The organism is Pseudomonas sp. LRF_L74, from assembly GCF_965644255.1.
Lineage (GTDB): Bacteria > Pseudomonadota > Gammaproteobacteria > Pseudomonadales > Pseudomonadaceae > Aquipseudomonas.
The window spans coordinates 15,345-41,422 of the sequence record NZ_CBFFRH010000015.1; the positions used below are offsets into that span (position 1 = coordinate 15,345).

General features: G+C 60.2%; 9 protein-coding genes (1 of these 9 only partly in view). 5 read left to right on the top strand and 4 right to left on the bottom strand.

The window, feature by feature from the left end; all coding sequences use genetic code 11:
• Window positions 1-2,762, top strand: the 3' portion of a protein-coding gene (locus ACSZPK_RS25440; RefSeq protein ID WP_437884429.1) for a calcium-binding protein. It extends 1,435 nt beyond the left edge of the window; only the last 2,762 of its 4,197 coding nucleotides appear in the window; its start codon lies beyond the left edge, outside the window; the stop codon is at window positions 2,760-2,762.
• Between the two features lie 685 nt (window positions 2,763-3,447).
• Here the strand turns inward: ACSZPK_RS25440 and ACSZPK_RS25445 are convergent.
• Both ACSZPK_RS25445 and ACSZPK_RS25450 read right to left on the bottom strand, forming a co-directional pair.
• Entirely contained in the window at window positions 3,448-5,556 is a 2,109-nt protein-coding gene (locus tag ACSZPK_RS25445) for a TonB-dependent receptor (protein ID WP_437884413.1), read from the bottom strand.
• A gap of 198 nt (window positions 5,557-5,754) precedes the next feature.
• Entirely contained in the window at window positions 5,755-8,667 is a 2,913-nt protein-coding gene (locus tag ACSZPK_RS25450; RefSeq protein ID WP_437884414.1) for a hybrid sensor histidine kinase/response regulator, read from the bottom strand.
• 399 nt (window positions 8,668-9,066) lie between these two features.
• Between ACSZPK_RS25450 and ACSZPK_RS25455 the strand changes: the two genes are divergently transcribed.
• From ACSZPK_RS25455 to ACSZPK_RS25465, 3 genes are all read left to right on the top strand, one after another.
• Complete coding sequence (locus tag ACSZPK_RS25455; RefSeq protein ID WP_437884415.1) at window positions 9,067-10,773, top strand: PepSY-associated TM helix domain-containing protein; 1,707 nt, start codon at window positions 9,067-9,069, stop codon at window positions 10,771-10,773.
• A gap of 152 nt (window positions 10,774-10,925) precedes the next feature.
• The gene (locus ACSZPK_RS25460; RefSeq protein ID WP_437884430.1) at window positions 10,926-11,069 is read left to right on the top strand and encodes a DUF3649 domain-containing protein; all 144 of its coding nucleotides are present in this window, start codon (window positions 10,926-10,928) and stop codon (window positions 11,067-11,069) included.
• Window positions 11,066-11,500 (top strand): DUF3325 domain-containing protein, encoded by a 435-nt coding sequence (locus ACSZPK_RS25465; RefSeq protein WP_437884416.1) that lies wholly within the window; start codon window positions 11,066-11,068, stop codon window positions 11,498-11,500. The genes ACSZPK_RS25460 and ACSZPK_RS25465 overlap by 4 nt, the downstream gene beginning before the upstream one ends.
• Before the next feature lie 39 nt (window positions 11,501-11,539).
• Here ACSZPK_RS25465 and azu read toward each other — a convergent pair whose 3' ends face one another.
• Both azu and ACSZPK_RS25475 read right to left on the bottom strand, forming a co-directional pair.
• The gene (azu, locus tag ACSZPK_RS25470) at window positions 11,540-11,992 is read right to left on the bottom strand and encodes an azurin (protein WP_437884417.1); all 453 of its coding nucleotides are present in this window, start codon (window positions 11,990-11,992) and stop codon (window positions 11,540-11,542) included.
• A gap of 264 nt (window positions 11,993-12,256) precedes the next feature.
• A complete protein-coding gene (locus tag ACSZPK_RS25475; RefSeq protein WP_437884418.1) occupies window positions 12,257-12,796 on the bottom strand; it encodes an RNA polymerase factor sigma-70 in 540 nt (179 codons plus the stop codon).
• 327 nt (window positions 12,797-13,123) lie between these two features.
• Here ACSZPK_RS25475 and ACSZPK_RS25480 point away from each other — a divergent pair, with 327 nt between their 5' ends.
• Window positions 13,124-26,053: a non-ribosomal peptide synthase/polyketide synthase gene (locus ACSZPK_RS25480; protein ID WP_437884419.1), complete on the top strand. Its 12,930-nt coding sequence runs from the start codon at window positions 13,124-13,126 to the stop codon at window positions 26,051-26,053.
• Window positions 26,054-26,078 lie beyond the last annotated feature (25 nt).

Here is a 26,078-nt window from a genome sequence, read left to right on the forward strand (position 1 = left end):
TGTCGGGTGATGCCGGTTCTGATACCTACCAGTTCAGCCGAGGCTGGGGTCAGGACACCGTCTACAACTACGACACGAGCACGAACAAGACCGATGCGATTGAGTTTGCGGCGGATATCACGCCTAGCGACATCGTGGTCAGCCGCTCAGGTTCCAACTTGGTTCTGAGCTTGGCAGGTACCACCGATAAGATCACGGTCAACAGCTACTTCAGTGAGGATGGCGCGAGCAACTATCGCCTTGAGGAAATCCGTTTTGCCAATGGCACGGCCTGGGATATCGCGACGGTCAAGGCGATGGCTATCACGGGTACCGACGCGGCCGACACGCTTACTGGTTATGCCACGGATGACAGTATTTCCGCAGGCGCCGGTAACGATTATGTCTACGGCGGTGCGGGCAATGACTCGCTGAGTGGTGGAGAAGGGAACGACATACTCTACGGTGAAGCGGGCAATGACGTGCTCAATGGCGATGCCGGCAACGACACGCTTTACGGTGGAGCAGGCAACGACATCCTGATTGGTGGTGCAGGTAATGATTACCTGTCGGGTGATGCCGGTTCTGATACCTACCAGTTCAGCCGAGGCTGGGGCCAGGACACCGTCTACAACTACGACACGAGCGCGAACAAGACCGATGCGATTGAGTTTGCAGCGGATATCGCGCCCAGTGACATCATCATCAGCCGTTCAGGCGACAATCTGATCCTGAGTTTGTCTGGCACGTCAGACAAAATCACTGTTAGCAGTTATTTTGGTGCAGATGGCACAAGCAACTATCGCTTGGAAGAGATCCGCTTTGTCGATGGCACGGCTTGGGACATACCTAAGGTTAAAGCAATGGCTTTGATCGGGTCAGGCGGTGCCGATGTGCTTACTGGGTATGCGACTGACGACACCCTTGTTGGCGGTTCTGGAAATGACAGCATTTCTGGAGGCTTGGGCAACAACCGCTATCTATTTGGAATTGGCGATGGGAATGATGTCATCAGGGCTTTTTCTGATAAGACAGAAAATAAGCTGAACACCCTCGTGTTCGGCTCAGGAATATCGACAGAAATGGTTGCTTTAGAGCGCTCTGGAAATTCATTGGTAGCTCGAATTTCTGGCACCTCAGATAGCGTGTCAATTGAAGGTTTCTTCTATTCGTCCGCTTCTGGTTACAGTTCTGTACCTGTTCAACTGATTGAGTTCGCCGATGGCACAGTTTGGTGCTTACAAGCAGGTGATAGCGCTAAAAATGTTATCAACGGGGCTGATGGCATCGACATCATTACTGTCGCTAATGGCTCAAAGGACAATGTCCTGACAGGCGGAAAAGGTAATGACACGCTGTATGGTAGCTGGTACGCCGACAAGTATGTGTTCAACCTGGGCGATGGTCAGGACACCATTGCCGAGACCTCGACTTACTCCAGTGTCACCGACACGTTGATCTTCGGTGAAGGGATCAAAGAGAGTGACGTCGAAGTGCGCAAAGTGGGTACCGACTTGGTCTTTGCCCTATCCAATGGGACAGACCAGGTGAAGGTAAAAGACTGGTTCAGCTCAGCCGCATCGGGTGCCTCGGCAAACGATGCGTATCGTATCGAGCAAGTTCAGTTCGCCGATGGAGCAACCTGGGACCTTGCTCGTATCCAAGGTCAGATCGTAAGTCGAGGAACAACCGGGGCCGACACTCTGAACGGCTGGACCGGCAACGACTTCATGTACGGCGGAGACGGCAACGACACGCTCGATGGCGGTGCTGGAAGTAACCAGCTTTACGGTGGAGCTGGAGATGACGTTCTTCGTGTGAGCACGGGATCGAAGGACAACATCCTTGCTGGCGGTACAGGTAATGACACGTTGTATGGCAGTTGGTACGCCGACAAGTATGTGTTCAACCAGGGCGATGGTCAGGACACCATTGTTGAGACCTCGACCTACTCCAGTGTTACCGACACGTTGATCTTCGGTGAGGGGATCAAGGAGAGTGACGTCGAAGTACGCAAGGTGGGTGTCGACCTGGTCTTTGCCCTATCCAATGGGACGGACCAAGTAAAGGTAAAAGACTGGTTCAGCTCGGCAGCGTCGAGCGCTTCGGCGATCGATGCGCATCGCATCGAGCAAGTGCAGTTTGCTGATGGAGCAACCTGGGACCTTGCCCATATCCAAGGTCAGATCGTGAGTCGAGGAACAGCAGGAGCTGATGTTCTGAACGGCTGGACCGGCAATGACATTATGTATGGCGAAGATGGCAACGACACGCTCGATGGTGGTGCTGGAAGTAACCAGCTTTACGGTGGCGCTGGCGATGACGTTCTTCGTGTGAGCACGGGATCGAAAGACAACATCCTTGCTGGCGGCACAGGTAACGATACGTTGTATGGTAGTTGGTACGCTGACAAGTATGTGTTCAACCAGGGCGATGGCCAGGACACCATTGTCGAGACCTCGACCTACTCCAGTGTCACCGACAAGCTGCTATTTGGAGATGGAATATCAATCGAGGACCTATGGTTCAAGCGATCAGGTAATAACTTGGACGTATCTATTGGTGGGACACAAGACTCCGTGACGGTCAAGGACTGGTACTCCAGCAGTTCTTACCGAGTTGAGGTCTTTCAGACCTCTGACGGTAAAACGCTTGTGGACAGCCAGGTGCAAGGATTGGTCGATGCCATGGCGTCTTTTGGTGTTCCTGCTGGTGGAGAGTCAAATTTGACTGCGAGTCAGCGTCAGCAATTGGATGTGGTGCTTGCGGCAAGCTGGGCTTGATCGCGATTAAATAAACTGAGGCCCGGATTATCGGGTCTCAGTTCGTAAACATCGGTAAATTGCTTCCTGGTTTAGGATTTTTATATATGTATAAAAACTTTACGGGTTCAGAGCCATTCTCTACTGCTGAGAGATTTCACCGCTGAGTTTTTGGCACAATCCCCACCTGCATCCCAAATGGCTTGAAAACGCTATTCAGCGTCTGGACCGCCGGGTTGCTCTCGTCATGTTCGAGTTGCTGTGATGCTCGAAGCGACAATTTGCACATCTGAGCGAAGCGGGCCTGCTGTAGGCCAGGGACTTCCTTTCGCAGTTGTCGGATAGCTTTGCCTATGGTGATTTCACCAGACGCTAATTGGTGCTTTATCTCGTTAAGAGACGCTCGCGCTCAAGAATGTCCATTTAAATCTAATTCTCGGTGAACGCTGAGAGGTTCAGTGTACGTTACTGAATGGGTATTAAATTGCCGATAATATAGATTGTTTACTATTCACTATCTCCTCATGCGAGGACGAACAGTTGAGTGCAGGCTCGGTGTCTTTCCCAGTAGTGCTCAAACCTGTAACTGAGACACTGCGTAGGAGTGTTGCCATTAACACGCTTGAAGCGTTCGAGGTCTGCCTCTTTGGAGGGGCAGACCCCTACTGCTATTGAGGCGCTGCTCTACCAGGCAGCGGACCACAAGTCAGAAGAAATACCTCACCGACGCCCCCAGTGTGGTAGACGGCTGCGGCACGATCACCAGGCCGGTCGTGGTGCCATAGGCGACTTCGCTGCCATAGCGGTGCGGCTGGAAGGTGCCATACAGGCTGAACTGGTAGTCGCTGTAGTCGTAGCTGGCGCGCAGGTCATAGCGGGTGTAGGGCGGCATTTCCTTTTTCTCGATGCCGACGTAGTAGGGGATGCCTGCCAGGTGATAAACGTCGGCGTTCAGTGTTAGCTGGCCTGCCATGAATGCATCGCGGTACTGCACCCCAGCCTTGTAGGTGTGCTCGGGGACGACCAGTCGATCACCGGTGCCAGCCGGTGGGTTGTCGATCACCGCGTCGATGATTCGTCCATAACTGGCGTAGGTGCTTACCGTGGACGTGGCTTGGTAATTGATACTGGTCTCCACGCCCTTGCGCGTGGTGTCACTGACCTGCTCGTAGACACCAGGCGAAACTTGTAGCGTCTCGCTGTCGTTCTGGATGTAGTAGAACTCGGTGGTGCTGGAGAGGCGTTCAGTGGGGCGGACGGTGAAACCGATGTCGTAGGAGGTCACCTTGCTCGGGCGAACACTGCCGTTGATTCGACCGCCTGTGTCGCTTGGCACCAGCGCGCTGCTGCTACCGGAGCTGATGTATTCCGCCGCCGGCGAACGGAAGCCCTGGGCGGCGTTGGTGAATACTTCGAGTTGCTCGATAGGCGTCCACACCAGGCCGAGTTTCGGTGTGGTGACCGAGCTGTGATAGCCGGTGTCGGCGTTGCGGAATTTGCGGTTGTCGATGTCGTAGTCAAAACGGTCGTAGCGGATGCCGCCCAGCACCTTCAGGGAGTCGATTGGCTTGTATTGGGCCTGGGCGAACACGCCGTAGGTGAGCAGATCCATGTCGAAGTCATAGTAATAGCTCTGCGTCGGTTCGAAGTTGCGGTACTGCTGGCGATACGCCTCGCCTTTGTCGCGGCGAACCTCGGCACCGAGCATCAGCGATGCCGAGTCCTCGTAGACGAAGTTATAGGCCAGGCGGCCGCCGTAGATGTCGCGATCATCCTTGCCGTAGTTGTGAGTGTTGGTGCCATTGGCGATGGCGCGCACACGCTTGAAATCTTCGAAATAGGCGGTGTAGTACAGCCCTTCTTCGCCCTCAGCAGGGGCGCGGTTGAGCACATAGGTGTTGCGATTGGCGGTGCCGAAACCATAGAGGTTGTCGGTGTCGCGGCGGCTGATGGTGCCGGCCCTGAGCGCGGGCAGGTTCAGGTAGCCATCGTTCTTGAAGTCCGACTCGTAATGGCTGAAACGCGCCGAATACTTGGCATCGCCGATGACCTTGGAAAGCTTCCAGAAGTAGTTGTCGCGATTGGTCTCGGCTGTCTTGCGATAGCCATTGGTCTTGTAGATGTCGGCGATGAACAGGGATTCGAAACCTTCATGCTCGCCACCCAGCACCAGGTTCGCGCGGCGGCCATCGAAGCTGGCGATGTCCAGGCCGATGCTCGAGGCCACGTCACCCCCATCGAGCGTTTCGATATTCACCGAGCCGGCGCGGTTCTGATCGCCGTACAGCGCCGACACCGGACCTTTGATCACGCTGACCCGCTTGATCATCTGCGGTGTCAGCCATTCGAGAAACACCGGACCGTGACCGGCACCGCCCTGGCTTGACGGCACGTTCTGCGGCACGCCGTCGACGTACACGGCTACGTCTGCGCCATGGGTGCCGTTGGTGGCGAAACCACGCATGCGAAAGCCGTTGCCGGTGTCACCCTGGTCGATGTTGTTGGCGACCACACCCGGCACGCGGCGATAGATGTTGGAGATATCCCGGTCGACGTTCAGCGTTTTGATTTCGTCTGCCGAAATGGTGGAGACGGCAGTTGGCAGACTTTCCGGGGCGTTGCTGACCTTGCTCCGAGCCAGCGGCTTGATGTGCTCTTCTCGCTGTCCTTTACCCACCACCTCGATTGCACCGAGTTCGGTGACTTCTGCGGTTTCTGCCTGTGCAGCCAGAGCTGATGAGCAAGCCGATATGCCGATGGAAAACGCCATGTTGGTAAGCGCCCAGCCCCGGCCCCTGTGTGCAGATACAGACATGAAACTATCCTATATAATTTGTTATAACGTAACATTTATACAGGTTTCGTTAGTTTTCAGCCAGACAGAGTCAGTGTTGCGTTCTGCTGGCCAATACGGGCCAATTTCGTTCCAATAGAAGTGATCCCTGCCTCGAAGCGACCTGGGATCGTGGGCCGGCACTCAGGCCGGCGGGTTCGCGAGCTCGTGAACAACTGCTCAATAACCGCTGATTAACCCCAGTGCCACCTGCCGCACTTCCTGCAAGTCCACCGGCTTGGTCAGGCATGTGGATGCCCCACGTACTCTGGCCTCGGCGAACAATGCCGGATCGGCCACTGCACTGATCACCATCACCGGGACTTCACGCAACCGAGGGTCAGCACGCATGGCATCGAGAATATCCAGACCATTGCCATCTGGCAGGTCGATATCCAGCAACAGCAAGGCCGGTACATCGTTGCTCAACTCAGCCAAAGCCCGCTGTTGCGTGGCGACTCCGCGAACCTCGGCGAAGTCGCGCAAGGCTTCCTGAAGAATCCTCAGGCCGGCCGGATGGTCTTCAACACACAGGACCTGTACCAGAGGCTGCACGGTCGCTGTCGAGTCATGCTCGGACTCGATATCAACCTTACCCGGCCGTGCCGCACTGGGTAGATCCAGCCAGAAGCGACTGCCCACGCCAGGCTCGCTGCGCATACCAATCTCGCCATCCATCAGGCTGGCCAGCTCGCGGCACAGCACCAGGCCGATGCCGGTTCCGGGAATGTTCGAGCTTTCGCGGCCCAGCCTCTGGAACGGTTGGAACAGTTGTTCCAGCTGCTCACTGGAAAGCCCTGGCCCGGTATCGTCGACCCACAGGCGCACGCAATCGACACGTACTTCGTAGCCCATGCGGATCATCCCTTGCGGGCTGTTGTACTTGATCGCATTGGATAGCAGGTTGAGCAGAATCTGCCGCACGCGCCGTGGGTCGCCCTGTACGAACAAGGAGGGATTGGCTGCCTCCATCACTTGCAGGTGCAACTGTCGCTGTTGAACCTCCGGCTGTACCAGCTCGGCACAGCCATTGAGCAGGGCGCCAATTTCAAGCGTCTGCAATTGCAGTTGCTGACGGCGGCTCTCGATACTCGACAGATCGAGAATGTCATCGACCAAAGACGTCAGATGGCGGCTGGCGTTGACGATCTCGCGTGCATAGTCGCCTTCAACGCTCGGCTCGCTGCGCTCCTGGGCTTCCATTTCGATCAACTGGGCAAAACCATGGATGGCGTTGAGCGGTGTACGCAGCTCGTGGCTCATGCTCGACAGAAAGCGGCTCTTGGCCTGGCTGGCTGCCAGTGCTTCGAGGCTGGCATGCCGCAGCTCATCCTGAACCTGCTTGAGCCGGGTGATATCCACATGGGTGCCCGCTATCCGCTGCGGCCAGCCACTGGCATCACGCTCCAGCACCTTGCCGCGACTCAGCAGCCAGAGATAACGCCCCTGGCTATCCATGTAGCGGTATTCCGCATCGAAGTGTTCGCCACCACCTTCCGCGAAATGCTTGCGCAGGTGGCGTAAGCGCTCAAGGTCATCCGGGTGCACACGCTGGTTGAATTCACTCAGGCTCAGGTGGCTGGCCCCCAAACCAAAGCGCCTGATGAACCGCTCGCTGAGATTGATCGTCAGGTCACGCACGTTGATCTGCCAAAGGCTCTCGGTGGTGCTCTCCAGAACCAGTTGCAGGAGGTTCTGCGCCTCCTGGCGCTCCTGCTCGCTGGCTTGCAACTGCTTGCCCGCCTGCTGCATGGCATCGGCCAGCCGACTGACCTCGGTGATATGGCTATCAGGCGCCTGCACCAGATAGTCGCCCTGACCCAAGCGCCCGGCCATGGCGACGATGTCATCGATAGGATGCGCCAGCTGATTGCTCAATTGCCGAGAGCGCAGCCACATCCAGGCGAAGAACAGCAGGTAGAAGAACAGCAGCCCGGCAATCAGCAGGTAGCCGATATGCTGGTAGCGTTTGGCCAACTGATTGGTGTCCTGGAAGATATGCTCCTCATCCACCACCAGTAACAGGCGCCAGCCCGTTTGCGGAATCTCGCTCCAGGCGACCAGTTGCTTGCGGCCGCCCAGCAGCAATTCCTGGGCATTCCCCGGGCCCTCGCGCATCGCCTGCAACAGAGGCGCCATTTCCCCGCGCTTGCTCAGGTTGAAGTCTTCAGGCTTGAGCACCTCACGGCGCACGGCTTCGTCATAGGAATACCGAGTCAGCTCGCGCAGTCCGAAATCCCGTTCTCCGGCTTTCGGCAAGGCCATGATGTTGTTGTCGCGGCTGACCAGCATGGCGTAACCCTGCCAGGGTACGTTCAGCCCGGCAATTTCGCCGAGCACTTGGCCGATGGTGATGTCCAGCCCGACAACACCTTCAAGAAAGTCCTCGCGGTATACCGGCGCAATCGACGACAGCATCCAACCCTGGCCGGCCGGGTCGAGATAGACATCGGTCCATACCGTCTTGCGCTTCGGGTTGTGCTGGGCATCGGCCAGGTAATAGAAGTTGTAATCCGGGATCACCATATCGTGGGGATACTGGGTCGGCGTGTTGAACCAGGGGTAGATGCGGTTGTAGCTGTCCCAACTGTTGAAATACACCGCAGCTACCAGCGGGTTGGTCTGCTGGATCGAACGCATCAGCGGGTCCAGTTGGGACAGGCGCATGACCTTGGCATGATCCTGCTGCGCGAGCGGCGTGCTGTTGGCATAGAAGGAGGCCGCACGCCCATCATCGCTTTTCGTATAGGACACTCCGTCGGGCGTCGTCGCATAGCGCCGAGATTCCAGCTCATCGGACTGGAAACGGCTATCCAGCAAGGCCCGCTGAGTGGCGTCGCGATAGACCTGCACCAACGACTCGATAGCGCGCAGGCGTCCATCGAGAACCTGCCCCTCGCGCAGCGCCGCACTGACCAGATCCTTGACCGCTGTTTCCTGCAGGTGGTCGACCTGCGCATCACGAATTGCCTGATTGCTGAGCAGGTAGACTGCGATCAATACCGACTCGACCAGAATCAAGGGAATCAATGCACTCTGCACGAACGCCCGCCAAATCCACTGACGCAGGGGATAGCGGTTCGAGCTCGGCATGGCGACTCCTCTTCAATCAAGCGCAGGCAATATGAAGCGTCATGATAGCGTTAGCGGATAGAAACCGCCGTCGACGCAGTGGAAGCTTTGACGCCCGCTGCACAGCACCTGCGCAAGCAAATCCAGGCTCGGTAGTATTCGTAGCTATGGATGCGCAAGATGGCGATAGGAATCACTGAGCAGACCTTTCGCGGCGACTCGCGCATCAAACCCGTTGTGGTACGGCAAACTCATTACGATGGTTGTTTGAAGCACCAGTTAGTGCGTCGCTGATGTACAGGGTGCTAGCTAGCCAGATAGGGGAGTAGTGCCTTCGTCATTGTCTTGTGAAAGATTGACAGATGGCTTTTCGTCAAAAGTATTAACAAAAGCCTAGAAATAATAATCAGTCTCGTTAGTATGGCGATTTTCATGCGCCTCTCTGGAGAGGCGTTTGGTATGCCCCGGTCTGTCTCTGGGGCGCTGAATCGAGACTCGACGATGAAAGAAGGTTTCCGCCAGTCCATGGCCTGGCTACACACTTGGACCGGGCTGGTGGTCGGCTGGGTGCTGTTCTTCATTTTTGTCACCGGTGCCACAGGGTATGTGAACGACGAGATTTCGCGCTGGATGACGCCGGAAGTACCGATGCAGCAGCACATCGAGAACGTGGACCGTCCGGCGATGTTCGAACGTTCTCTGTCTCGCCTGGAACAAGCTGCGCCCGGTGCCAAGAGCTGGAGCATTACCTTGCCGCACCGTTCCATGTCCCCACGCAGCGAGCAGGGATGGGAAATCGCCTGGGAAAGTTTCCCTAAGCCAGGCGAGCGATTCGGCGACAGGCACCGAGAGCGTCTGGATACACGCACCGGCTTGCCGATGCCCGAGGTGAAGAAGCGTGAGACGGGAGGTGGCTGGGCGCTCTACCGCATGCATTACTCGTTGCACTACATCCCTTATGGCGTAGCGATCAATATCGTCGGCGCCTGCACCATGCTGATGTTGCTGGCTATCCTCACCGGGGTGATCACCCACAAGAAAATCTTCAAGGACTTCTTTACTTTCCGACCGGGCAAGGGCCAGCGTTCCTGGTTGGATGCGCATAACGTGGTCAGTGTGATGGCGCTGCCATTCTTTCTGATGATTACTTACAGTGGCCTGCTGTTCTATGCCTTCAACTACATGCCGGCCGCCGCTACGGTGCTGTACGGTACTGGTGAACAGCGCAGGGCGCTGTATGACGAGCTGTATGACCGTGATGACAAGATCTATGAGCCCGTGAGCAAGCCGCATGTCGCGCTGGATGATCTGGTCCGGCGCGCCGATGCCCAATGGTCGGGGCGCGGTGTGGAAAGCCTGGCCATCAGGCAGCCGAAGGATGAGCCCGCTTTCGTCGAGGTGCGTCGAATCTATGGCGGCAAGGTGGATTTCTACAGTCAGGATAGGCTGCGTTTCGCTGCCGATGATGGACGTCCGTTGGATTTCGAGGAAAAGAGTCATGCGGTCGGTAAGACCAATATGACCTTTTTCGGCTTGCATGAAGGCCGCTTTGCAGACGTCTGGATTCGTGGCCTGTATATGGTCGCCAGCCTGCTTGGCTGCGGCATGATCGGCACTGGCCTGGTGCTGTGGACCGTTAAACGGCGTAATCAGCATTCGAAGAAAGGCGACGGCCCGTCGTTGTTCGATACCTACGGTTTGCGCCTGGTCGAGGCGCTTAACATAGGGACCCTGGTCGGGTTGCCGACGGCTGTAGCGGGTTATTTTTGGGCCAATCGTCTGCTGCCGTTGGATCTCGTTGATCGGGCCGACTGGGAAATCGATTGCCTGTTTCTGACCTGGGGCTGGATGTTCCTCTATGCCTCGTTGCGTCCGTTGAAGAAAGCCTGGCTGGAGTCAGCCTGGATAGCGACGGCGGCTTTTGCTTTGATTCCCGTACTCAATGCCTTGACCACCAGTCGTCATCTGGGTGTGAGCATCGTCCAGGGCGACTGGGTGATGGCAGGTTTCGACCTGAGTATGTTCGGCATGGCGGCGATTTTTGCCTATGGCGCGGTGAAAATTCGCAAACGTTGGTTGAGGGCCGAAGCGGCGGTAGGTCTCTCGGGTAAGGAGGCAGTAGCGTAATGAAAGGAGGTCCATCGGCCGCATATCGCTGGTCTGTTGCTTCTCGAGTATTGGCTGGGGCGATTGGTGGGTATGCCCTAGCTTCTGCGCTGAGTCTTTTACTGGCCTTGATCTGGCCGTTGCCCAAGGCACAGGCGGTGTTGGCATCCACGATGCTCAGTTTCGCGCTATATGCGGCGGCTGTGATCTGGGTCTTCAGTGTGCGTAGCGTGATCAAAGCCTGGCTCGGCATGCTACTGTCGACTGCCGCTATCAGTCTGCTGTGCTGGCTGCTCTTACCGGGAGGCAGCATATGATTATTGCGGCTTTGGTAACTAGCCTGGGTGGTTTCATCGCTCTCGCTTTGGCGATGGATAAACACTGCAAGCACCTGTTGCGTCGTGTATTGGCTCCGCGCTGGATGAATGTTTTGACTGCGGCTGGCTGGGGGCTTCTGGCCTTGTCGCTGGGGCTGTGTTGCGTGTGTTGGGGGGTGAGTATCGGTATAGCCGCTTGGTCTGGCTGGTTGACCTTGGCTGGCATTCTGCTGGTGTTTTATATGCCCAACTGGCCGTGGCAGCCAGAGCAGCCCAAGGCTCCTCCGCGCCGCGAGAAGAAGGGCGTTGTCGTAGATGCTCAGCCGGTCGTAGAGGGTGGACATTGGCTGCGCAAAAGCGCGACTGGTGGGTTGCTGCTAGTGCCACTGGCCGTCGCCATATGGTTTTTCATCGTAATGGCGGGGCGCTGAAAAGCTGCACCGCTGACAGCGGTGCAGGTCCCACGACAATCAGGAACCCAAAGTCAGAGTGCCTTTCATCAGCGTTGCGTGGAACGGAAAGGAGCAGAAGAAGCTGTAAGGTGTCCCTGTCTTCAGGTCGTTGGTCTTGATCGTCACGCTGTCCGTTTCGCCACCGCCCAGCAGTCGGGTGTGAGCGATCACCCGCTCATCTTGCGGTTTCAGATAGTCCTTTTCCTCCCCGACCTTTTGACCATCGTCAATCACTGCCTGCATATCTTCGGTCTTGGTCAGGACCCAATTATGACCCATCACGCTCTTCGGCATGCTACCCGGGTGGCTGAGGGTGACAGTGAATGTGCTGCAAGTCTTGGGGATTTCGATTGAGGTCTTGTCAAAGGTCATCTGATCGGTGCCGTGGATTTCCGTCGCGCAGTTATCCGCTGCCCAGGCGCTGACGGTGGATAGCGCGAGTACGGCGAAAAGAAACATCTGACGATTCATTGGGCATTCCTGAGAGATTGTAGGGGATACGTCAGCGACAGCTCGACGCATGCCTTCAAGACGAATACAGACGCATCACTTTTAGCCTGGTTGTAAGTGTGGGCATCTTGCTGGTGAGCTTCAGGGGGCGCTCAGTCGAGCTGATAGTGGCAAAGGCGAGGCGAGGCGAGGGAGCGGAAGAGGGCGGCGTCTGTTGCGGATTGCGTGGCCTGGTGACGCAGTACTGCTGTGCCTTGGCACACTGCGTGACCTGCCTGGAGCAACTCAAGGGTGGCGAGTTGCTAGGGTCTTGCGGCAATGCACCAAGGCATCGCGAATCATGAAATTGACCAAGGTTGGTGAAACACCCAGCTCCTTGGCAATTTCTTTTTGCTGCACGCCATATAGGCGATACATCTCGAATGCATAACGAGTACGTCCAGGCAGCTCGCCGAGCGCGGCGTCGATGATTTCCAGCGTTTCCTGGTGGAGATTGGTGGCTTCAGGCGTATCGCCAGGATTGGAGGCATTCAAGCCCTCTTCTTCGCTGCCCGAATATTTGAGTTCCATGACCTGCTTTCGGTAGTGATCGATGGCCAGGTTTCGCACGATACGAAACACATAATTGACCCCAGCCTTGAGGGGCAGAGACATATCCTGCATGGCCGAGATACGCAGGAAAGCATCCTGCACGACGTCTTCGGCGCGGCTGTGGCAGCCAGTGATTCGAGCGGCAGTTTTGACCAATATGGCGCGGTTTTCGACCAGCACCTGAGTCAGTGAAATGTCAGTTTTATTGCACTCTTCGTTTCCAAGATCCTGCATGGTTCTACCCTATGCGGCGAGAGGTTGCGACCAAAGTCATGTATTCCTTACGGCGCCAAAGACGGTAGTGGTGTTGATAATCATTGTCAAATAAGAATTGATAATTTGTAACTTGATTTTCGTTCTAGGCGGCGTAGGAGCGTGATGAGGCTGATTTCGGCTATTCGGAACGAACTGATTGAACGTTTGGGGCTTCTCGCAATTTAGTTTCGAGTAATTACAGTTCGCGTTACGCCAATTAATTTTCACCTTGTCGGATCCGTCATCGTCCCTATGAACCGGGGTCCCCAGGCCTCGCCAGGACATGATCGAGAGGCAGGTGGAACGATGAAGAAGACCTTCGAGCGGCCGGTATCCGTCGCGCGAGCGTTGATGGTGCACGCTGCGCAGCAGGGTGAGCGACCGGCGTTGCGCTTTCTCAGCGCTGAGCATCACGAGGGCGAGGTCTTCAGTTACGCACAGCTTGATGCCAAGTCGCGGTCCATTGCCGCCACGCTTTCGAGCCGTGCGCAGATTGGCGATCGCGCGCTGTTGCTGTTCCCCAGCGGCCCGGATTACGTGGCGTCGTTCTTTGCTTGCCAATACGCGGGTGTGATCGCAGTCCCGGCCTATCCGCCGGAATCGACCCAGCCGCAGCATCTCAAGCGACTGGTTTCGATCATCGAAGATGCCGAGCCGGCGCTGATCCTCACGGTCGATGCGCTGGTCGCTCCGCTGAAAATGATGGCCAAGGCGCTGGGCAAGGCGCTGCCCGAAGTGCTTGCTGTGGATACCTTGGACGATTCGGCCGGGCACGGTTGGCAGGCTCCTGAGCTTCCACCTTCGGCTATCGCGTTCCTGCAATACACCTCTGGCTCCACGGCAATGCCGAAAGGCGTACAGGTCAGTCACGGCAACCTGGAAGCCAACGAGTGGCTGATTCGCCAGGGCTATCGCGTTGATGATGGCGATGTGATTGTCAGTTGGTTGCCGCTCTATCACGACATGGGCCTGATCGGTGGCCTGCTGCAGGGCATCTACAGCGGTGTGCCGGTGGTGTTGATGTCGCCGCAGTATTTCCTCGAGCGCCCGGTGCGTTGGCTGGAGGCTGTCGGGCGTTTCAAGGGCACCATCAGTGGTGGTCCGGATTTCGCCTACCGCCTGTGCTGCGAGCGGATTGCCGATAGCAAACTGGCCGAGTTGGATTTGTCTGGCTGGCGCGTGGCATTTTCCGGTGCGGAACCGATTCGCCAGGACAGCCTGGAGGCGTTCGCTGAGCGTTTCGCGCCTTGCGGGTTCAAGCGTTCGTTCTATCTCGCCAGCTATGGCTTGGCTGAGGGCACGCTGTTCGTGACGGGTGGGCGGCCTGGCGAGGGTATTCCCGCCCTGCAAGTGGACGGCGAGGCCTTGGCCGCCAACCAGGCAAAGCCTGGCGACGGTCCGGTACTGATGAGCTGCGGCTGGGAGCAGCCGGAGCACCCGGTGCAGATCGTCGAGCCCAACAGTTTCGATGTGCTCGAAGACGGCCAGGTTGGTGAGATCTGGTCGTCCGGTCCAAGCGTCGCCCATGGCTACTGGCGCAACCCCGAGGCGACCGCCAAGACCTTCATCGAGCGTGACGGCCGGACCTGGCTGCGCACGGGGGATCTCGGATTCCGCCATATGGGCGAGATCTTCGTCACCGGGCGGCTGAAGGACATGCTGATCATCCGTGGCCAGAACCTCTATCCGCAGGATGTGGAGCGTACTGTCGAGGACCATGTCGAGGTGGTGCGCAAGGGCCGCGTCGCGGCATTTTCCGTGCAGCGCGATGGCCAGGAGTCGCTGGGCATCGCCGCGGAAATCAGCCGCAAGAGTGCCCGTCAGGTGCCGCCGGAGGATCTAGCGCAACAGATTCGCCTGGCCGTCTCCGAGGCGCACCGCGAGTCACCGAGTGTGGTGGTGTTGCTGAACCCCGGCGCGCTGCCGAAAACCTCCAGCGGCAAGCTGCAGCGTTCGGCATGTCGCGCCCAGCTCGAGGCTGGAACGCTGGACAGCATTGCGATTTTCCGTGATGGCGAAACCCAGGCGCAGGTAAGTGCAGAACCGGTCGGTAGCTTGGCCGAGCGGGTGTCTGCAGTCTGGCGCGACAGCCTCAAGGTCGAGCGCCTAGCGGACGACGCCAACTTCTTCGCCCAGGGCGGCAACTCGATCCAGGCGATCCAGATGATTGCCGAGCTGCGCGATCAGCTACAGGTCGACCTGCAGTTGAGCGATCTCTATCAAGCGCCGGTTCTTTCGGCCTTCATCGCTTATCTGGAGGGCTTGGCTCGCGGCGATGCGCCTGTCCGTATCGGTCGCCAGCCTGAAGATGCGCAGCTGCCACTGTCAGCCGGGCAACGACGTCTCTGGTTGCTCGCGCAAAAAGAGCCGAACAGCGCGGCGTACAACATTCCGGGCGGCCTGAGTTTACGCGGAGAGCTGGATGCCCAGGCGCTGCAAACGGTGTTCGTCGAACTGCTGGAGCGCCACACGGCGTTGCGTACGGTATTCGTCGAACAGGGCGACGAGGTGCTGCAGCGCATCGTCCCGGCGGATGGCTGGACGCTGATTCACGATGATCTTTCGAGTTTACCGTCGCCGCAGCGTGACGAGCGTGCCGCGCAGATTCGCGATGACGAAGCACGGCATGCCTTCGATCTGCAGAGCGGGCCGCTGCTGCGTGTGCGCCTGGTCAGCCTGGATGAGCAGGATCATCTGCTGTTGGTCACCTTGCATCACATCGTCGCCGACGGCTGGTCGCTGAGCATCCTGCTCGATGAGTTCGCCAAACTCTATGCGGCGCAGGTCCAAGGTCTATCGGCTTCGCTGCCGGCGTTGCCGATCCGCTACGCCGACTTTGCCGCCTGGCAACATGAGCAGGCGCCGGATGACGCGCAGTTGAACTACTGGACACAGCAACTGACCGGGGACCATGACGTCCTGAACCTGCCTCTGGATCACGCCCGTGGCAGCGGGAATTCTCCCGCCGCGCGCTTGCAGGTGAAGATGGACAAGACCCTGGCCGAGCGTGTGCGTGCATTCGCTCGCCAGCAGGAAACCACCACCTTCGTGGTTCTGCTGGCCGCCTTCCAGGCGTTGCTGCATCGCTACAGCGGCCAGGTCGACATTCGTTTGGGCGTGCCCAGTGCCGGGCGTTATCTGCCGCAGACCCAGGGGCTGGTCGGGTTCTTCATCAACACTCAGGTACTGCGTATCGGCATTGCTCCTCGGCAGAGTTTCGCTGGACTGTTACGTGCGGCGCGCGAAGTCGTCAGCGCTGCCCAGGCCAACCAGCAGGTGGATTTCTCGGCGGTGGCCGAGGCGATTGGCGATAACCAGCCGTTCGAGGTGATGTTCAACCACCAGCAGCGTGACCTGAGCGCCTTGCGCCGTTTGCCGGGCCTGCTCGCCGAGGAACTGCCCTGGAACAGCCGCGAGGCCAAGTTCGACCTGCAGTTGCAGAGCGAGGAAGATGCTCGCGGGCAGATCAGCCTGGCCTTCGATTACGCCGAGGCGCTGTTCGAGGCGCGGACTGTCGAGCGTCTGGCCGAACACTTCGTGCAGTTGCTCAAGCATGCCTGCGACGAGCCGGAGCGAGCGCTGTTCGACCTGCCACTGCTGGCCGGGCAAGAGCAGGATCAACTGCTGCGTTGGAGCCGTAACGTCGTGGCGCAGCCGAAAACGCTGTTGCCCGAGCTGCTTGCCGAGCAAGCCAAATCCAGCCCTGATGCACTTGCCCTGACCAGCAGTGCTGGCGAGCTGACCTATACACAGTTGCATGATCGGGCCGAGAAGCTGGCCCGTCACCTGCTGGCTCGGGGCATCGGCCCGGAGGCACGTGTTGGCCTCATGGCTCATCGCTCCGAGGCGTTGATGGTGGCGCTGCTGGCGGTGATCCGCACTGGCGCAGCCTATGTGCCGCTGGACCCGGATTATCCGCAGGACCGCCTGCGCTACATGATCGAGGACAGCGGCATCGCGCTGTTGCTGGCCGACGCCGAACTGTTGGAGCGCATTGAACTGCCCGCCGCCCTGCCGCGCCTGTCCCTGGAGGCTTTACCGATCCTGGGCGAGACTCCCGCTGGCGTAATGCCAAGGGTGGAGGCGGATAACCTGGCTTATGTGATCTATACCTCCGGCTCCACGGGCAAGCCAAAAGGCGTCGGTGTCTCCCATGGCGCCCTGGCCGAACGTCTGCATTGGATGCGCGAAGAATATGCGCTGAACGAGCGCGACGTGTTCCTGCAGAAAGCGCCATTGAGTTTCGACGTCTCGGTGTGGGAATGCTTCCTGCCGCTGATCATCGGTAGCCGCCTGGTCGTGTCGTCACCGGGCGATCAGCGTGACCCCGCACGCCTGGTGCAGTGGGTTCGCGAGCAGGGCGTGAGTGTCCTGCACTTCGTGCCGCCGCTGTTGCAACTGTTCATCGAGGAGCCCGCTCTGCGTGAAAGCGGCAGCCTGCGCCTGCTGTTCTCCGGTGGCGAGGCGCTGTCCGTCGAGCTGGCGCGCCGGGTACGCGAGGTGCTGCCGAATACGGCGCTGCATAACCGCTACGGCCCGACGGAGGCGGCGATCAATGCCTGCCACTGGCCGGTGCAAGGCGATGAGCGGGAGCGGATGCCGATTGGCATACCGCTGGCCAACAGCATTTGCACGGTGCTGGATGAAGAAGGCCAGTTGCTGCCATCAGGCGTTGCTGGGGAGTTGTACCTGGGTGGCGCCGGGCTGGCGCGCGGCTATCTGGGGCGGCCGGCGTTGACCGCCGAGCGCTTCGTGCCCAGCGACGAGGGCGCGCGGCTCTACCGCAGCGGCGACCGCGCGCGTGTTCGCCACGATGGGGCGTTGGAATACCTCGGGCGCCTGGACGAGCAGGTCAAGCTGCGTGGCGTGCGCATCGAACTTGAAGAAATCCGCAATTTGCTGCTGCAACAGGCGGCGGTACGCCAGGCGGCGGTGGTCCTGCGTGACAGTGCCACGGGGGCGCAACTTGTCGCCTACCTGTGTGCCGAGGGGGATGAGGCCGAGCTGGTGATGGTCGAGCGACTGAAGGCCGCCTTGGCCGAGTCCCTGCCGGACTACATGGTTCCGGCTCAGTTCGTGTTCCTGGCATCGTTGCCGCTGACCCCGAGCGGCAAGCTGGACAGCAAGGCACTGCCCGAGCCGGCCTGGAAAACCCGCGCTTACGTGGCGCCGCAAACGCCGGTTGAAATACAGACGGCGGCGATCTGGAGCGAAGTGCTGGGCATCGAGCGCATCGGCCTCGACGACGACTTCTTCGCCCTGGGCGGTCATTCGTTGCTGGCCACGCGCATCGTCTCCCGGGCTCGACAGGCTTTCGATATCGAGTTGCCCTTGCGCAGCCTGTTCGAGGCCAGCCAGTTGAGCGCCTTCGTGGCCTGGATCGAAGGCGTGCGCAGCGAAGGTCTGCACGACAGCCAGGGCGCCATTGCCCGGATCGATCGCGGCCAGCGTGTACCGTTGTCCCACTCCCAGCAGCGCATGTGGTTCCTCTGGCAGATGGAGCCGGACAGCCCAGCCTATAACGTCGGCGGCATGGCACGCCTGCGCGGTGAGCTGGATGCCGCTCGTTTCGAGCAAGCGCTGCAGGACCTTATCCTGCGCCATGAAACCCTGCGCACAACCTTCCCCAGCGAGGCCGGCAAAGCCTGGCAACGCGTGGCGGAAACTTCCGACGTGCAGATGCTGCACATGGACTACAGCGATTCGGATGCGACCCGGGTTAAGCAACGCTTGCAGGCACTGGCCGATGAGCAGGCGCACCAGCCGTTCGATCTGGAGCGCGGCCCGTTGCTGCGGGTCTGCCTGGTTCGCACTGCGGAGCAGGAGCATTTTCTCGTCGTGACCCTGCACCACATCGTCACGGAAGGCTGGGCCATGGATGTCTTTGCCCGCGAGTGGGGCGAACTTTATGAAGCACGTCTGGCCGGCATCGATTCGCCGCTGGCGCCGTTGCCGGTGCAATACCTGGACTACAGCGCCTGGCAGCGCCAGTGGCTGGAAGCCGGCGAGGGCGAGCGGCAATTGCAGTATTGGAAGGCCAAGCTCGGTGACGAGCATCCGCTGCTGGAGTTGCCCAGCGACCGGCCACGCCCGGCCGTGCAAAGTTCACGCGGCGAACTGTTCCGTTTCGATCTGGACGATGATCTGGCTGCACGGGTGCGCGAATACAACAGCGCGAATGGCCTGACGCTGTTCATGACCATGGTCGCGACCCTGGCGCTGCTGCTCTATCGCTACAGCGGCCAGCCTGACCTGCGTATCGGCGCGCCGGTAGCCAACCGCACGCGCCCGGAGAGCGAAGGCCTGATCGGCGCCTTCCTCAACACCCAGGTGCTGCGTTGCCAGTTGGATGGGCAAATGAGTGTCGCCGAGCTGTTGAGCCAGGTGCGCGCCACGGTCATCGAGGGCCAGTCGCATCAGGATCTGCCGTTCGATCATTTGGTCGAAGCCTTGCAGCCTCCCCGCAGTGCGGCCTACAACCCGCTGTTCCAGGTGATGTGCAACGTGCAGCGCTGGGAGTTCCAGCAGAGCAGGCAGTTGGCGGGCGTGACCCTCGACTACCTGGTCAACGATGCGCGGGCGACCAAGTTCGACCTGTACCTGGAGGTCACCGACCTCGATCAGCGCCTAGGCTGCTGCTTCACCTACAGCCGCGACCTGTTCGACGAGCCGCGTATCGCGCGCATGGCCGAGCACTGGCGTAACCTGCTGGCGGCGATGGTCGAGGCGCCACAACGACGCCTGGCCGACCTGCCGATGTTCTCCAGCGGCGAAGCGTTGCTGGGCTTCACCGGTGAGCCGGATTCGATCGGGCTCGATCAATGCCTGCACGAGCTGTTCAGCCAGCAGGCCGCCCGCACGCCGCAGGCGCCGGCACTGACCTTCGCCGGCCAGACCCTGAGCTATGCCGCACTGGAGGCACGGGCGAACCAGCTTGCCCATCGTCTGCAGGAGAAAGGTGTCGGACCGGAAGTGCGCGTAGGGCTGGCCTTCGAGCGTTCGCTGGAAATGGTCATCGGCCTGCTTGCCATTCTCAAGGCGGGTGGCGCCTATGTGCCGCTCGATCCGGAGTACCCGGCCGAGCGCCTGCAATACATGATCGAAGACAGCGGCATCGTCCTGTTGCTGGGTGAGCAAACACTGTTCGAAACGCTGGGTGAGTTGCCTGATACCGTCGAGGCTTGGTCGTTCGCCGGCGACAGCGGCCTGGATGCGTTGCCGACCCGCGCACCGGCGACAGCGGTGACTGCCGGCAACCTGGCCTACATCATCTACACCTCGGGCTCGACCGGGCGCCCCAAAGGTGTGGCGGTGGCCCATGGCGAGATCGCCATGCACTGCGCGGCGGTGATCAAACGCTTCGGCCTCGGCCCTGATGACTGCGAGCTGCATTTCTACTCGATCAACTTCGATGCGGCCACCGAGCGCCTGCTCACGCCTTTGCTGTGCGGCGCCCGCGTGGTGATCCGCGAACAGGGGCAGTGGGGCGCCGAGGACATCTGCCAACTGATTCGCGAGCAGCGGGTGAATATCCTCGGCTTCACCCCGAGCTATGGCAGCCAACTGGCGCAATGGCTGGCGGGGCGCGGCGAACGGTTGCCGGTGCGGCTGTGCATCACCGGCGGCGAGGCGCTGACGCCTGAACATCTGCAGCGTATTCGCGAGGGCTTTGCGCCCGAGCGCTTCTTCAATGCCTACGGCCCCACCGAAACCGTGGTGATGCCGTTGACCTGCCTGGCTCCTGCACAACTCAGCGAAGGCGCCTTGAGCGTACCGATTGGCACCCTGGTGGGGGATCGCGCAGCCTATCTGCTGGATGACGATCTGGCGCTGCTGCCTCAGGGCGCGGCAGGCGAGCTGTATATCGGTGGCGCGGGCCTGGCCCGTGGTTATCACCAGCGCGCGGCGCTGACGGCCGAGCGTTTCGTACCCGATCCGTTCTCTGCCGAGGGAGGCCGTTTGTATCGCAGCGGCGACCGGGTCACGCAAAACGCAGACGGTTTGGCCGAGTACATCGGCCGTATCGACCAGCAGGTCAAGGTGCGTGGCTTCCGTATCGAACTCGGTGAGATCGAGGCGCGCCTGCTGGAGCATCCGGCGGTCGACGAAGCGGCAGTACTGGCGCTGGATACGCCGTCCGGCAAGCAACTGATCGGCTATGTCGCCAGCCAGGTTCGTGCGGATGAACTGCGAGACGGCCTCAAGGCGTTCCTGCGCAGCCAGTTGCCGGACTATATGGTGCCGACGCACCTGCTGTTCCTCGACCATCTACCGCTGATGCCCAATGGCAAGCTCGACCGCCGCGCGCTGCCGGCGCCGGACCTGAACGCGGCGGCGCAGCAATACGCCGCGCCCCAGGACGACACCCAGGCGCAGCTCGCCCGGGCCTGGCAGGATGTGCTGGGCATCGAGCGCATTGGTGTGGACGACAACTTCTTCGAGTTGGGCGGCGATTCGATCCTGTCGATCCAGGTGGTCAGCCGGGCGCGTCAGTTCGGTCTGCATTTCAGCCCGCGCGATCTGTTCCAGCACCAGACCATCCGCGACCTGGCGCAGATCGCCAGCCACGAGCAATTGCATCAGGCTGAACAAGGGCTGATCAGTGGCGATAGCGCACTGACGCCGATCCAGCATTGGTTCTTCGAGCAGCCGATGCCGCAACGCAGCCACTGGAACCAGGCGCTGCTGTTCGAACCTGCTGAGGCTCTGGATGCACAGCGCCTGGTGCAGGCGCTGCAACGTGTGCTCGAGCAGCACGACGCGCTGCGTCTGCGCTTCCAGCAGCAGGGCGAAACCTGGAAGGCCGAATATGTGTTGCCGGATGGCGAGGCACTGCTGCGTTGCGAGCAGGTGGCAGACCTGAAGGATTGCGAAGCATTATTCAACGAGGTGCAGCAGAGCCTGGACCTCGCTCAAGGACCGCTGCTGCGTGCTCTGCTGGTCAGCAATGATCGCGACGAACAGCGACTGCTGCTGGTGATCCATCACCTGGCGGTCGACGGTGTGTCCTGGCGCGTCCTGCTCGACGATCTGCAAAACCTGTATCGCCAGCCAGATGCCGTGTTGCCGGCGAAAACCAGTGCCTTCCGCGACTGGACTGCACGTCTGGCCGCCTACGCCAGCAGCGAGTCGCTGCGTGAGGAGTTGAACTGGTGGCAAGTACATTTGCATGACGCGAGTGACGCATTGCCATGCGAGCGCCCGGACGGCGCCAATCACGAGGCGCTGGCCCGCCAAGTCAGCGTACGCCTGGATGACGGCCATACCCGGCAACTGCTGCAACAGGCCCCGGCTGCCTATCGCACGCGAGTGGACGATCTGCTGCTCAGTGCTTTGGCTCGTGTAGTGTGTCGTTGGAGCGGCGGCGAGAAGGCGCTGATCCAACTGGAAGGCCATGGTCGTGAAGAACTGTTCGAAGAACTCGACCTGACCCGTACAGTTGGCTGGTTCACCAGCACCTACCCGTTGTGCCTGCGGCCCGAGGCGAGTGCTGGCGACACCATCAAGGCGATCAAGGAGCAATTGCGTGCGGTGCCGCACAAGGGGCTTGGCTACGGCGTACTGCGCTACCTGGCGGATGCCGGCAGCCGGAGTGTCGTGGCTTCGCTGCCACAGGCGCCGATCACCTTCAACTACCTGGGCCAGGTCGAACAGGGCTTCGCCGATGCCCTGCTGCGTCCGCTCGAAGGGGGCGTCGGCGCAGTACACGACGCTCAGGCGCCGCTGCCCAATCAACTGAGCGTCGATGCGCAGGTGCTGCATGGCCAGTTGGTGATGCGCTGGACCTTCAGCGAGGCTCGCTACGATGCGGCAACCATCCAGCGACTGGCCGAGGCGCTACGCGATGAACTGCTCGTCCTGATCGGCCATTGCCTGGAGGAGGGCGCGGGTGGCCCGACGCCATCCGACTTCCCCCTGGCACGGCTTGATCAGGCTCAACTTGATGCACTGCCGGTGCCGGCCGCGCAGATCGAAGACGTCTACCCGCTGACGCCGATGCAGGAAGGCCTGTTGCTGCACACCCTACTGGAGCCAGGCACCGGCATCTACTACATGCAGGATCGTTATCGGATCAATGCCGAACTGGACCTGGAGCGTTTCGCCGAGGCCTGGCGGCAGGTCATCGCTCGCCACGAGGCCTTGCGTGCTTCGTTCAGTTGGAGCGAAGGCGAGGCGATGCTGCAGATCATCCACAAGGCGGGTGGCACGCAGCTGGATATCCTCGACTGGCGTGATCTGCCCGAGGCCAAACACGAGGAGATCCTGCAGGCCCTGCACAAACGCGAGCGCGAGGCCGGCTTCGATCTGCTGCGCGAGCCGCCTTTCCATCTGCGCCTGATCCGCGTGGGCGAGGCGCGCTACTGGTTCATGATGAGCAACCACCACATCCTCATCGATGCCTGGTGCCGTGGCCTGCTGATGAGCGACTTCTTCGAGTGCTACGCCGCGCTGGGCGAAGGGCACGAGGCGAAACTGGCGGCTGCGCCGCGTTATCGCGACTATATCGCCTGGCTCGGTCGTCAGGACCAGGCCGCCTCGCGTAACTGGTGGCGCGCCACGCTGAGTGGTTTCGAGCGTCCGACGCCATTGCCCAGCGACCGGCCGATCCTGCGCGAACAGGGCGGCGCCGTTCCAGTGGAAGACCGCTACACCCGTCTGGCCGTCGAGGAGGGAGCCCGTCTGCGCGAACTGGTGCAGCGTCACCAACTGACTATCAACACCTTCGCCCAGGCGGCCTGGGCGCTGGTACTGCGTCGCTACAGTGGCGACCGCGACGTGCTGTTCGGCGTGACCGTGGCCGGGCGCCCGGTGGATATGCCAAGCATGCAGCGCACTGTCGGCCTGTTCATCAACAGCATCCCGCTGCGTGTGCGCTTGCCGGGTATCGGCGAGCGGCTGTCGGTACGCGACTGGCTGCGCGGCTTGCTCGATCGCAATATGGAATTGCGCGAGCATGAGTACCTGCCGCTGGTGACTATCCAGGAGTGCAGTGAGTTGCCCAAGGGCCAGCCGCTGTTCGACAGCCTGTTCGTGTTCGAGAACGCGCCGGTGGAAGCCGAGGTGCATGCGCATGCGCGCAGCCTGAATGCCAGCTCCGACTCCGGTCGCACCCACACCAACTTCCCGTTGACCGTGGTCTGCTATCCCGGCGACGACTTGGGCCTGCACCTGTCCTTCGATCCGCGTTATTTCTCGGCGCAAACAGTCGAAACGTTGCTCGGCGAGTTCAAGCGCCTGCTGCTGGCGCTGGCCGATGGGTTGATGGGCGACGTCTCCGAACTGCCGCTGATCGCCAAAGCTGAACAGCGTGATCTGATCGAGACCTGCAATCGGAGCGACGCGAGCTATCCGCTGGATGCCGGTTATGCGCGCCTGTTCGAGGCGCGGGTGGCGGCCCATCCGCAGCGCCTGGTCGCTCGCTGCGAGGATGAGTCCTGGCGTTACGATGAGCTGAACCAGCAGGCCAACCGCCTGGGCCATGCGTTGATCGAGGCGGGGCTTGGTTTTGACCAGCCGGTGGCACTGCTGGCGGATCGTAGCCTCGAATTGCTTGGCATGATCGTTGGCAGCTTTAAGGCGGGGGCGGGTTACCTGCCGCTCGATCCGGGTCATCCGAGCCAGCGTCTGCTGCGTATTCTGCAGTTGAGCCGTGCGCCGGTGCTGGTCTGCACCGAGGCGAGTCGTGAGCAGGCGAAGGATGTTCTGGGCGAACTGCCTGAAGCGCAGCGGCCGCGCTTGCTGGTTTGGGAGGATGTCCAGGGCGCGGCTTATGGCACCGACAACCCCGGTCGCTACAGCGCTCCGGATAACCTCGCCTACGTCATCTACACCTCCGGCTCCACGGGCCTGCCCAAGGGCGTGATGGTCGAACAGGCGGGGATGCTCAATAACCAATTGGCCAAGGTGCCGTATCTGCAATTGAGCGAGCAGGATGTAATTGCGCAGACGGCTTCGCAGAGTTTCGACATTTCGGTGTGGCAGTTCCTCGCGGCACCATTGTTCGGCGGGCGGGTCGAGATCATCCCCAATGCCGTCGCCCATGATCCGAAAGGATTGCTTCAGCGCGTGCGAGAACGTGGCGTGACGGTGCTGGAAAGCGTGCCGTCTCTGATCCAGGGCATGCTGGCCGAAGAGTCGGTTGTGACTGGCAGCCTACGTTGGATGCTCCCCACCGGCGAGGCGATGCCACCCGAGCTGGCACGGCAGTGGCTGGCTCGTCATCCCTCCGTCGCCTTGGTCAACGCCTATGGTCCCGCAGAGTGCTCGGATGACGTGGCGTTCTTCCAGGTGGATGAAGCGTCGACCGAGGGCAGCTACCTGCCCATCGGTACGCCGACCGACAACAACCGACTGTTCATCCTCGACGAAACGCTGGACCTGGTTCCGGCGCGAGCGAGTGGTGAATTGTGCATCGCCGGTACGGGCGTCGGTCGCGGTTATGTCGGTGATCCATTGCGCACGGCGCTGACCTTCGTGCCGCATCCGTTCGGCGCTGCCGGCGAGCGTCTGTATCGCAGTGGCGATCTGGCCAGGCGTCGTGACGATGGTGTGCTGGAGTATGTCGGCCGCCTGGATCACCAGGTGAAGATCCGTGGCTTCCGCATCGAACTGGGTGAAATCGAGTCACGCCTGCATGAGCATGGCGAAGTACGCGACGTCGCGGTAGCCGTGCAAGAGGGCGCCAATGGCAGTTATCTGGTCGGTTACTTGGTCCCTGCTGTCTCGTTCGCCAAGGCCAGCGACCCGGCGGCCGAGGTGGTCCAGCGCAGCGAACTGTTCGAACGCCTCAAGCAGTACCTGCGCACGTCGTTGCCCGACTACATGGTGCCGCTGCACTGGTGCCTGCTCGAACGCATGCCGCTCAACGCCAACGGCAAGCTCGATCGCAAGGCGCTGCCGGCACTGGAGATCGGCCAACTGCAGGCCCAGGCCTTCGTGGCCCCACGCAATGACTTGGAGCGCACGCTGGCCGGTATCTGGGCCGATGTGTTGAAGGTGGAGAAAGTCGGTATCCACGACAACTTCTTCGACCTTGGCGGTCATTCGCTGCTGGCCACGCAAATCGCCTCACGGGTGCAAAAGGCTCTGCAGCGCAACGTGCCCCTGCGGGCGATGTTCGAGTGCCACAGCGTCGAGGCGCTGGCCGGCTATATCGATGCGTTGGAAGGCGCGGCGCTGACCGAACAGAAGGCCAGTCGGTTGGATGATTTGATGTCGAGGCTCGAAGCGCTTTAGAGGCTAATTGCGAAGGAGATTCAGA

What these genes read in the sequence shown, in the direction of transcription:
- ACSZPK_RS25445 (WP_437884413.1), bottom strand. Translation starts at nt 5,556, where the DNA reads ATGTCTGTATCTGCACACAGGGGCCGGGGCTGGGCGCTTACCAACATG.
- ACSZPK_RS25450 (WP_437884414.1), bottom strand. Translation starts at nt 8,667, where the DNA reads ATGCCGAGCTCGAACCGCTATCCCCTGCGTCAGTGGATTTGGCGGGCG.
- ACSZPK_RS25455 (WP_437884415.1), top strand. Translation starts at nt 9,067, where the DNA reads ATGGCGATTTTCATGCGCCTCTCTGGAGAGGCGTTTGGTATGCCCCGG.
- ACSZPK_RS25460 (WP_437884430.1), top strand. Translation starts at nt 10,926, where the DNA reads ATGCTCAGTTTCGCGCTATATGCGGCGGCTGTGATCTGGGTCTTCAGT.
- ACSZPK_RS25465 (WP_437884416.1), top strand. Translation starts at nt 11,066, where the DNA reads ATGATTATTGCGGCTTTGGTAACTAGCCTGGGTGGTTTCATCGCTCTC.
- azu (WP_437884417.1), bottom strand. Translation starts at nt 11,992, where the DNA reads ATGAATCGTCAGATGTTTCTTTTCGCCGTACTCGCGCTATCCACCGTC.
- ACSZPK_RS25475 (WP_437884418.1), bottom strand. Translation starts at nt 12,796, where the DNA reads ATGCAGGATCTTGGAAACGAAGAGTGCAATAAAACTGACATTTCACTG.
- ACSZPK_RS25480 (WP_437884419.1), top strand. Translation starts at nt 13,124, where the DNA reads ATGAAGAAGACCTTCGAGCGGCCGGTATCCGTCGCGCGAGCGTTGATG.